Annotated in this window: 10 protein-coding genes and 1 pseudogene; 6 read left to right on the top strand and 5 right to left on the bottom strand. The window is 40.5% G+C overall.

The annotated features are described in order from the left end of the window. The first annotated feature begins 133 nt into the window (after positions 1-133). Positions 134-996: pseudogene (locus HCZ11_RS02855) on the top strand (tyrosine-type recombinase/integrase). Between the two features lie 202 nt (positions 997-1,198). On the opposite strand, the gene adhP reads toward HCZ11_RS02855, so the two are convergent. After that, the gene (gene adhP, locus HCZ11_RS02850) at positions 1,199-2,209 is read right to left on the bottom strand and encodes an alcohol dehydrogenase AdhP (RefSeq protein ID WP_167657578.1); all 1,011 of its coding nucleotides are present in this window, start codon (positions 2,207-2,209) and stop codon (positions 1,199-1,201) included. A 250-nt stretch (positions 2,210-2,459) separates the two neighbouring features. Here adhP and HCZ11_RS02845 point away from each other — a divergent pair, with 250 nt between their 5' ends. Then, positions 2,460-3,017, top strand: coding sequence for a GbsR/MarR family transcriptional regulator (locus tag HCZ11_RS02845; protein ID WP_119852928.1), 558 nt, complete (start codon positions 2,460-2,462; stop codon positions 3,015-3,017). Positions 3,018-3,329: 312 nt separating this feature from the next. Continuing rightward, entirely contained in the window at positions 3,330-3,743 is a 414-nt protein-coding gene (locus tag HCZ11_RS02840; RefSeq protein ID WP_167657577.1) for a hypothetical protein, read from the top strand. Between the two features lie 122 nt (positions 3,744-3,865). Here HCZ11_RS02840 and HCZ11_RS02835 read toward each other — a convergent pair whose 3' ends face one another. Then, positions 3,866-4,891 carry a lytic transglycosylase domain-containing protein gene (locus tag HCZ11_RS02835; RefSeq protein WP_130052573.1) on the bottom strand — a complete coding sequence of 342 codons (1,026 nt, stop codon included), beginning with the start codon at positions 4,889-4,891 and terminating at the stop codon, positions 3,866-3,868. Beyond that, on the bottom strand, positions 4,884-5,165 hold the full coding sequence (locus HCZ11_RS02830) for a YcgL domain-containing protein (RefSeq protein ID WP_130052574.1): 282 nt from the start codon (positions 5,163-5,165) through the stop codon (positions 4,884-4,886). Before HCZ11_RS02830 ends, HCZ11_RS02835 begins: the two co-directional genes overlap by 8 nt. 156 nt (positions 5,166-5,321) lie before the next feature. On the opposite strand from HCZ11_RS02830, the gene minC reads away from it, so the two are divergent. The 3 genes from minC to minE are packed head-to-tail and all read left to right on the top strand — an operon-like array spanning position 5,322 to position 7,106. Continuing rightward, the gene (gene minC, locus HCZ11_RS02825) at positions 5,322-6,026 is read left to right on the top strand and encodes a septum site-determining protein MinC (RefSeq protein ID WP_130052575.1); all 705 of its coding nucleotides are present in this window, start codon (positions 5,322-5,324) and stop codon (positions 6,024-6,026) included. Between the two features lie 5 nt (positions 6,027-6,031). Continuing rightward, on the top strand, positions 6,032-6,841 hold the full coding sequence (minD, locus tag HCZ11_RS02820) for a septum site-determining protein MinD (protein ID WP_130052576.1): 810 nt from the start codon (positions 6,032-6,034) through the stop codon (positions 6,839-6,841). A 1-nt stretch (position 6,842) separates the two neighbouring features. Next, entirely contained in the window at positions 6,843-7,106 is a 264-nt protein-coding gene (gene minE, locus HCZ11_RS02815; RefSeq protein ID WP_054552047.1) for a cell division topological specificity factor MinE, read from the top strand. A 37-nt stretch (positions 7,107-7,143) separates the two neighbouring features. Here minE and HCZ11_RS02810 read toward each other — a convergent pair whose 3' ends face one another. Together HCZ11_RS02810 and HCZ11_RS02805 are read right to left on the bottom strand one after the other, a co-directional pair. Continuing rightward, positions 7,144-7,560 (bottom strand): GNAT family N-acetyltransferase, encoded by a 417-nt coding sequence (locus tag HCZ11_RS02810; RefSeq protein ID WP_239977573.1) that lies wholly within the window; start codon positions 7,558-7,560, stop codon positions 7,144-7,146. A gap of 73 nt (positions 7,561-7,633) precedes the next feature. Further along, positions 7,634-10,423, bottom strand: coding sequence for a TonB-dependent receptor (locus tag HCZ11_RS02805; protein WP_167657576.1), 2,790 nt, complete (start codon positions 10,421-10,423; stop codon positions 7,634-7,636). Positions 10,424-10,779 lie beyond the last annotated feature (356 nt).

The raw sequence follows: 10,779 nt of genomic DNA, 5'->3' as shown, positions 1-10,779 counted from the left end.
CCAGTGTTATTAAAATTTAGGAGTTCTCGCTTTTACCTCAGGATAAAAACGAGCGATTGGGTCGTTTTCTTGACTATACGAGCGACTGAGCTAAAACTGTATATATATACAGCTTCATTTCAAAGGAATGAAAATGAAAACTCGCTCTCCTTATTTAAACTACATTGCAGACTATATGCTCACTCGTCAGTATTCATTAAGAACAATTAATGCTTATTTAGGTTGGATCGCAAAATTTATTCACTTTCACAACAAACGTCACCCAAGCTCAATGGGAGATGCAGAAGTCGAAGCGTTTTTAGACCATATTGTATTAAAACGTAATATGTCACCTAGAACACAAAGTGCATCTTTAAATGCGCTCGCTTTTTTATATAAACATATTGTCAAAAATGAGCTTTCTTTAAACTTGAATTTTGCACGAAGTAATCGACAACCCAAGCTGCCTGTAGTGATGACGCCTTATGAAGTAAAGTAATTGATGAGTCATCTTTCCAAGCGATATTACTTAATCACGGGGTTAATGTATGGAAGTGGTTTGCGTGTGATGGAGGCGGTGCATTTGCGAGTAAAGGACATTAATTTTGATTACAAATGCATTCAAATTTGGAACGGAAAAGGCAGCAAGCATCGTATAGTTACTCTTGTAACGGAGTTGATCCCATTACTTAGAAATCACTAGCGTGGTAATACTTATTTCCTTCCTACAAATTAAGTGATGACCCAGAAACTGGCGAGATACGTCGCCACCATTTCCACCCTACATGTGTTAGAAAAGCGATTAAAAAAGCATTAAAGCAAACCAATATTACAAAGGTTATTACGCCTCATACCTTGCGCCATTCATTTGCAACGCACCTATTGCAAAGTGGCGCCGATATTCGCACCGTTCAAGCACAATTGGGCCATTCTGATGTCAAAACCACACAGATTTACACCCATGTTTTACAACAAGGAGCAAACGGTGTTGTAAGCCCATTAAGCAAAATTTTCTAGCTATTATTAAAGATGCGTTAACTTATCATTCAATGTGTAGGGCTTGGACCGTTTCTTGATTGCTCAAAGCAGCAGTTAGAGCATTTAACCTAACTTATTTTGGGGCAAAAACAAGTTACAGTTACTTACTTTTTAGCATATGAAAAACTGTCAGATTTAATTGAATCACTCAACCAAACCTGACAGCGTTAACTGACTCAGCTTAAAGCGTCATTACGATTCGGCCTGTGATATCGCCTTTTAGCATGTCGTCAAAAATATCGTTGATATCTTCGAGGCGTTTTTCTTCAATAATGGCTTTAACTTTCCCTTTAGCAGCAAAGTCGAGGCATTCTTGTAAGTCTTTACGCGTACCAACGATTGAACCTACCACAGACACCCCATTTAACACGGTGTCGAAAATTGGCAATGGCATATCTTCTGGTGGTAAACCTACAAGCACGCACTTACCGCCACGGCGTACGCTTTTATAAGCTTGCTCAAAACCGGGTTTTGAAACAGCAGTACACACAACACCATGTGCCCCGCCCACTTGCTCAAAAATGGTTTCTGAAGGCACTTGCTTCATAAAATCTATGGTGATGTCTGCGCCAAGCTCTTTGGCCAGTGCCAATTTGCTCTCGCCGGTATCAACGGCAATTACATTAAAGCCCATTGCTTTTGCGTATTGCACCGCTAAATGGCCTAGGCCGCCAACACCGACAATTGCCACCCAATCACCCGCTTTGGCATCGGTCACTTTAAGCGCTTTATAAGTTGTAACCCCCGCACAAAATAGTGGTGCGGCTTCTGCAAAACCTAATCCATCAGGAATTTTCACCACGTAATCGCCATGAGCTACACAGTACTCAGCGTAACCACCATCTACTGAATAACCCGTGTTGTGCTGCTCAAGGCATAAAGTTTCTTTACCTTCTAAACAAAACTCACAATGACCACAGGCGCTATATAACCAAGGAACACCGACACGGTCGCCTACTGATAAGTGTTTAATGTTTGCGCCTACTTTTTCGATAGTACCTACCCCTTCATGGCCCGGTACTAATGGCATTTTAGGTTTAACTGGCCAATCTCCATGACATGCATGTAAATCTGTGTGGCACACGCCACACGCGGCAATTTTAACTAGCACATCGTTAATTCCCACCTCTGGGCATGGGATATCTTCGATTGTTAATTTACCCTTGTACTCTTTATTTACTGCAGCTTTCATAACGTTCCTCCATGGTATTATTGGATTTCAGCCTATACGATAAACTTATTAACTGTCACTATTATTGATCCACATCAAATAGCTAATCACTGCGGCATTTAATTAAACTATTATTTAAATTCAATAACTTAAATTTTAAATATGGCATATCTACACTTTAGTAGCAGAAGATTGCATAGTGGCTATTTCTTTTAGTTATACCCCGAGCGTGCTAGCATTTAATTTCTGAAATTTTTGAATACTAAAAATTATGAGCCTATCTGAAAAAAACTTAGCTTTTGTTATGCACTGCGGTGAAATGGGTAGCCGTTGGGGCTTTAACCGCACCATTGGTCAAATGTGTGGATTATTAACCATTACTAAAGAACCAATGACGGCAAATGAAATTGCCGATACCTTAAGTATCTCGCGCGGAAACGTAAGTATGGGCATTAAAGAGCTACAGTCTTGGCGCTTAATTAAAGTGCACCATATTCCGGGTGACCGTAAAGAATACTACGGCCCTGCTGGCAGCATTTGGGATATGGCCAACCGCGTATTCGAAGAACGTAAAAAGCGCGAGATAGACCCAACCCTAAGCCTGCTTCGCGATAACATTTTAGAAGAAGCCCACACAGATGATGAGCGCTTTGCTCAGCAGCAAATGCAAGAAATTCACGACCTACTCGAAACCGTAACCAAATGGTCTGCAGAGCTACAGCGCTTAAGCCCTGAGCAACTGCAAAGCCTAATGAAACTAGGTTCTGGCATTGGTAAGGTACTTGATTTTAAAGATAAGATTTTGAAAAAGCCGGGGAAGAGTGAGTAGTTAGCGAGTTTGACCTTGTAGGCGTGAAACTTGTTTCGCGCGCTTTCTTGTAGGTCGTGCTTTAGCGCGATTGAAGGGGAAGTTACAAGTTACGAGAGTAAAGTTTGTAGGAGGCGTTTTAACGCCGAATATTTAAAGATTCACGGCTGAAGCCGTTCCTACGGGATTCATCGTAGGCGTGAAACTTGTTTCACGCGCACTCTTGTAGGTCGTGCTTTAGGCGTTTGTAGGAGATAATCGTAACTTTGTTTCCATTTGCTATACTAATAATTAAGCGTCTATTTACGTTCTGACATACAAGGATATTAGGCTATGTATAAACAAACGGAAATTAATTACACGTTAATTATTATTTTATTAATGATTAGTGCCTTTATAATTTTCTCTCCTGAACTGGCTAACCTCAAACTGATTATAATATCGATAAACCTGCTTATCGCTGTGTTGTTTTTTTCACTGACAATAGTAATCGATGAACAACAACTTCGTTGGTATTTTGGGTTTGGGATCATTAGCAAACAGGTTGAATTATCTCAGATTACAGATACTTCTGAATACCAAACAAAATGGTATCAAGGAATTGGTATACGTATGCTAAGTGATGGCTGGTTATATAACGCGTCTGTTGGAAAAGCCGTTAAAATAACTTTAACTGACGGAAAAAACATATACCTTGGCTGTAAAGACGTTGAAGCACTGCAACAATCACTCAATGTAAAAGTTTAAAATTGTATCGAGTGGAAAGTTAGCGAGTTTGTAGGAGGCGTTTTAACGCCGAATAAGTTAGCAAGTTGCTCGGGTAAAACTTATTGCTTTACCCTTGGTACTTGCTAACTTTTATTACTCAATTACTTAATCGCTGGGTAACCGATGCGATCTGATAAATAACCAACACTAGTTGCAAAGTAATACGAGCGATTCCAGTGCATAAGTGCTTTGTAGTTATCGTAGGCTAGATACATACGGCCGTTCACGTCATCTGGCATTACCATTGCGGCGGTAACATCAACGTTTGGTAAGTCACTGCCATCCATTTTACGAACACCGATGGCTTGCCAATCTGCAAGGCTGCGCTCTGAATCTTTCCAATACTCTAACCATTGGCTGCGTGTTTTCGTGCCACGTTTAAGAATATATGAGTTATCAAACCCTTCAGGTAATTTAACTTGGCGACCCCAGGTTAAATCATCGTTCCAACCAGCTTGCTTGAGATAATTTGCGATTGAAGCAAATGCATCTTCTTCTGTGGTCCAAATATCTTTGCGGCCATCACCATTGTAATCAACAGCATAGGCGTTAAATGAGGTTGGCATAAACTGCGTTTGCCCCATTGCACCAGCCCAAGAGCCTTTGAATTTATCAAGGGTAATGTGACCCTCTTTTAAGATATCAAGTGCTGCCCAAAGTTGGTTTTTATACATGGCTTCGCGACGACCATCAAACGCAAGTGTCACCAATGATGCAATCACACTGTGACCACCTTGGATTTTACCAAAGTTACTTTCAAGGCCCCAAAGTGCAACAATAAAACGCGCTTGAACGCCGTATTCTTTGGCTACTTTTTCAAGAACGTCTTGGTTTTCTTTGTATAATTTACGCGCGCGGTCAATTTTCCATTGCGGCACACGTTTTGGTAAATAAGTTTCGAGGGTTTCTTTTACTTCTGGCTGATTTTTATCTGCTGAAATAACTTTCTTTTTGAATTTAGCTGTTGCAAGTGCTTGATCAACTAAGGCTTCATCATAGCCTTTTTCAATTGCTTCTTTTTTTAATGCTGCAACGTAAACGTCAAAATCAGCTTGTGTCTTTTGTTCTGCCAATACTGAAGTACTTAGTGAAGCACTGAGTAAAATGACGGCAAGTTTTTTAATCACTCTCAACTCCCTTGTCTTTTTTAAATTGGGTTAACAGGTTTTCTTCTGGCGGAGGTAATTGCAAGTAGAACCCTTGATCAATTAACGCTTGCTTAACCGCGCCTAAGTCTGCCACACCTAACTTTTCACGGCTTGCTAGATTAATCATCATCACGTACTTAGGTTGACCAAACGTTTCTAGTAAAGGTTCAGGTACGCGTGAGAAATCATCTCTTTTTTCTACAAAAAGGTATGTATCCGCTTTTTTAATACTTTTATACACCGCAGTTAGCATTATGGCCCTATAATATCTTGCTTAACGAAGGCGCACACTATAACATGAGTCAAATAATAAGTTAGAAAAAATAGATTAGATTTTTACTGTATATGCCTTGTTCAGCCTGTGTTTATACTTAAATTATGCTAATCCAGACAATTCAATTGAGCGTGTATGTCGGAACAAATTTTTGAATTAAAAGGGAACCTTTTTACGTTATCTGTTTTACATTTATTTTCAGCAGATACGGCCCTCTTAAGTAAGCAGTTAGATGAGAAAATCGCCCAAGCACCTAAGTTCTTTGCCGGTGCGCCTATCGTAATCAACTTAAGCGACGTACAAGATGAAGCGCTTGATTTCTCTTTCTTAAAATCAATGTTAAGCGGCCTTTCGCTAAACCCTGTTGGGGTTTGTAATGGCTCTCAAGAGCAAAACGAAAGCGCAAAAGCTGCAGGCTTGTCGGTGTTAAATTATTCACAAGACGTTAAGGCTGCAACCGCTAAACAACAAACAAATACATCTATCGTTGAAAAAACCGTTCACCTGCCTGCGCAAGTTATTCATGGCACTGTTCGTTCGGGACAGCAAGTGTATGCAAAAGATCGCGACCTAATTGTGATTGGTGCTGTAAGCCATGGTGCCGAAGTGATTAGCGATGGCAACGTGCACATTTATGGTACCCTTCGCGGCCGTGCAATTGCAGGGGCAAAAGGTTACAACGAAGCAAATATATTTTGCCAAAAATTAGAAGCAGAACTTGTTTCGATTAATGGTAGTTATTGGATCAGCGACTCTCTACAAGGTGAACACTGGGGCAGCGCAGTACAAATCCAACAAAAAAATGATTCATTAGAAATTTCAGCTTTGGTTAAAGGATAAATCTCATGGCAAAAGTGATTGTCGTTACTTCTGGTAAAGGTGGTGTTGGTAAAACCACATCGAGTGCTGCGATTGGCACAGGTTTAGCGCTTAAAGGCTTTAAAACCGTTATTATCGACTTTGATATTGGTCTACGTAATCTTGACCTTATCATGGGTTGTGAACGCCGTGTTGTTTATGATTTCGTAAACGTAATCAATGGCGAAGCAAACCTAAATCAAGCACTTATTAAAGATAAGCGCGTTGATAAGCTACATATTTTACCTGCCTCACAAACCCGTGATAAAGACGCACTAACCCGTGATGGTGTTGAGCGCGTACTTAACGAGCTGAAAAAAGATTTTGATTACATTGTGTGTGACTCACCAGCGGGTATTGAAGCTGGTGCAATGATGGCAATGTACTTCGCTGATGAAGCGATTGTAACAACGAACCCAGAAGTATCATCAGTACGTGACTCTGACCGTATTCTTGGCATTTTACACAGCAAATCAAAACGTGCTGAAGAAGGTCTTGAAAGCGTAAAAGAACATCTACTATTAACACGCTATAATCCTGAGCGTGTTGAAAAAGGTGAAATGCTTTCGGTAGAAGACGTACAAGAAATCTTAGCGATTAAACTACTGGGCGTTATTCCTGAATCACAAGCTGTTCTTAGTGCATCGAACTCTGGTCAACCGGTTATTCTAGATGCTGAATCTGATGCTGGCCAAGCGTATACAGATGCAATCAATCGTTTATTAGGCGAAACTGTTGATTTTCGTTTCTTAGACGTTGAGAAGAAAGGCTTATTTAAACGGATTTTTGGAGGTTAATGTGTCTTTACTTGACTACTTCCGCTCAGAAAAGAAAAGCAGTGCGTCATTAGCAAAAGAGCGATTGCAGATCATTGTCGCACACGAACGTTCACAGCGTGGTACACCTGATTATTTACCACAGCTAAAACAAGACATCCTAGATGTTATTCGTAAATACGTGAATGTAAACACTGATGCAGTTCAGGTTCAGTTTGACCAAAACGAAGATGACTTAGCAGTACTTGAGCTAAACGTCACTTTACCTGACGAAGAAAAGAAATAGTCAAAATTGGGCGCTTAGTTTTTAACAGCGCCCTTTTTTATTTCTGCCACTGCATGTGAAACTCATAGTCGTCTTCGCCTAGAGTTTTAAACCCTGCCCGTTGATATAATCCATACGCTGGATTAGCTTTTAACACCGTTAAATTTATCTTTGCTGTTTGCGCTTTTAGTGCATCTAACACCTTAGTGCCTAACCCTTTGCCTTGCTCTTTAGGTGCAATTTGTAGCTGTAATAAACTAATTGCTTGATCACTAACGATGAACTTGGCAGCGCCTACACATTGCCCATCATTTAACACTAAATGACTATGCTCAAAGTGCTCAGCCACTCTTGCTTGATGCTGCTCAAGTGATAAAAATAACCCCTGATTTTCTAAATGCTCAACCATAGTATTTAACCTTAGGTCGAGTAAATAGGCTTTGTCTTGCTCAGTTGTTTTTACAAACTTAATCATTATTGTCTTAAAAAAGAAAAAGGTACTTTAATAAAAGTACCTTTTTAGGTTGCAACAAACAACATGTCTTCGGTTAGAAATTATAATTTGCGCCTAAGTAAAAACGGCGGCCCGAATATTGGTTATAAGTAAAGCGATTGCTTTGTTTCCAGTAACCTTCTTCAACTTCTTCTGTTAGGTTCACAACTGATGCGGTAAACGAAAGATCCTCTGTTAAGTTGTACGAGGCATTCACATCAAGCTGACCATAGTCTTTGGTATATAAGTTATAGCCTTGGTGAATACCGTTAGCACGGTCATCTTTCCAGTTATACGACGCACGAACACTAAAGTCGTCATTCTCAAAGTACACCGACACATTATATTGGTGCTTAGCCGTGCCTGGAATTTCGGCTTCTGTTTTTTGCCCGTCGGTAGATACTTCGCTGGTGCTGGTATCTGTGTAGGTATAGTTAGTTAAAATACCAAAACCATTATCAAACGAATGCTGGAAGAACAGCTCTAAACCTTCTGATTTTGCATCACCGCCACCGACTTTGGTGTTCATTTCGACTTCGATTGGGCCATTACAACAATCGTGTTCACGCTCTACTATTTCTACTGTCGAAATTGGTAAGTTAGAAATATCTTTAGAGAATAACGTCGCGCCAAGTGCTGAACCATCGCCGTAATACCATTCAATACCTAAATCGAATTGGTCAGATAACATAGGCTCAAGCCCTGTATTTACTGAGGTACCATTACCACGGCCTGTCCATGAATCAGGTGAGTTAATGTTAACTGGAGGACCATATGACTCGGCCTGGCTTAAGTCTGAATAGCTCACTCTTGCCATGGTGCGTGCTGCGGCAAAACGAACAACAAGGTCTTCGGTTGCATCCCATGCAAGGTTAAAGCTTGGTAGTACTTCACTGCCATCGCTACTGCGCTCATTCGGGTCGGTATCGTCATCGTCTTGACCAATGACATCATCGTAAGTCAAAGTGCTAAGCTCTGTATTGACATAGCGCACGCCGACATTACCGCGAAAATCTTGCCATTCAAAATCAGCTTGTGTGTACACAGACCAAATTTTCTCTTCAAGGGCATAAGTACCCGAAAGCGTAGGTACAACTGTTTGGCTAAAGTTTTCTTTTAAGTAGTTATCAAGCGCTCCAAAATCGAATGCTAAAAAGTTAAATGCACCTGTATCACCGGCGCTGTTATCAACCACGTGGTCGCTCACTAATGTTGGTGCATCCGGATGAAAATCTGGATTATGGAACCATTCAGTACCAGGTAAATAACCTCGGTAACCACCGTTATCAGCGATGCCGTCATCCCAACGAAAGTCGTTACGAATGCCTTTAATTTCATGATCGCGATATTTAGCACCTACATAGACACGGGTGAAAAAGTTGCCATCAAGGTCAAATTTTACATCTGTTTGAATGTAATCTTCAGAGTCTTCATTTTCAGATGAGTAAGAGTCAAACCAATCGTAATATTGGTACGCTTCTTTATCAGTGGCTAAATCGGTCGATACTTCATAGCTTGGTTTACCATTTTCAATTGACCATAACCAGCTATTTACTGAGCCTAACCGCGCATCAATATTAGCGTAGGTTTCTTTTGAGGTACCGCCCTCTGCTTCGGTATGCCCCAGCTTTACTGTAACGCTGTAAGTATCGCCATAATAGGTGCCTTCAAAATCATAGGTGTTTGATTTTGACTCACCAAAACGCTCACGCCCGGTAAGTTGAGGAGACAACAAACCACGACGCACAGGCACACCGCCGTTTACATCAGCATCACCCCAGTTATTGTCATTCAGTAAACCATTATCACCGTTACCGTAAGCAACCACGGTATCGCCATCTAGTACAATGCCATAATACGGGTTATGATTATCATTCCACTCAGCAAAAGTAATGCTTTGTCCTGTTTGGTCATAACCTAGCTTGGCACCAAAATAATTAAAGTTTAAGTCAAGTCTGTCACTTGGGGCCCATTGAACGGCCACTTGATAACCATCACGGGTACGGTCTTGGTTTGAGTTATTTACACTCATAGCCCGCGGTGCCCATACATTGTTGTACACTTCGCCAGTTGCTTGGTCGACAAGCGCAGGGCGCTCTGCCCCTTCAACTGTATCTGAGTGAAAACGCCAGTGTGACGCGTTGTTAGTGATGGTTGTTACGGTGCGATCTTGACGAGTAAAGCCGGCAAGTACGCCAAAGTTTTCGTCGTCATTTTTCCATGAATAAAGCACATTGACTTGCGGTTTAGTATCTTCAGACACATCATCGTAAGTTACTTCAGCACTTAACGCACCTGAGTTTGCTTCCATCTCTAGTGGTTTACGGGTATGTAAAATAACCGTACCACCAATACCGCCCTCATCTATGCGTGCTTCAGCACTTTTATACACTTCTACACTTTTGATCATGCTTGAAGGCAATAACGTGTAATTAAAACTACGGGTAGGAGTACCTGAACCTGATGAAGCAATATAGTTACCGTTTAATTGGGTTAGAGTCCAATCTGGTGAAGTACCACGAATACTTACGCGGCTACCTTCGCCACCATCGCGGTCAATTAGAACACCTGATACACGTTGCAATGAATCAGCGACATTTTTATCAGGAAACTTACCTATATCCTCAGCAGTGATTGCATCAACAGTGGCAGCTGATAGTCGTTTTATTGCTAAGTTTTCTGCTGTTGAAGAACGAATTCCTCGTACTTCAATCACTTCTACATCGTCATTTGCTTGCTCTGCTGCGTAACTTGTATTAATAGCAGCCAATAGCGAAATTAATATTGCATTACGTTTGAAATGCCGTCCCTGCCCTATTGTTTTTATTACAGTTTGCTTGCCCATGCCTATCTCCAGTTGTGTGTTCTGTTTTTGTTTATGAGGCTTTAATACCAACCCGCAATAATACTTAGTCATTTAATTAAGCGAATTGGTATAACCTCTCAAAAAACGATTTATTGTTATCGGTTTTAAAACGTATTATCGGTAGTTAATAGCTTGTTAAACTCCAATTCAGAATAGGGTGAGTGGTCAAAAAGTGATAATAAAAATTCGGTGAGAGATATGACAAAATCGGCGTGTGGAATATTTTATATTCATTTTTATCTTTTCTACTTTATAGTTAACCTTATGTTTTTTGTATTTAAACCTAAATTCTAAAAAACACATAAAAAGATATAATCCATTGATAAATATAAATT

Source organism: Pseudoalteromonas sp. HF66 (assembly GCF_011806445.1).
Lineage (GTDB): Bacteria > Pseudomonadota > Gammaproteobacteria > Enterobacterales > Alteromonadaceae > Pseudoalteromonas > Pseudoalteromonas apostichopi.
Note: the sequence above shows the minus strand (reverse complement) of the source record. Positions and strands in the feature narration are given on the sequence as shown.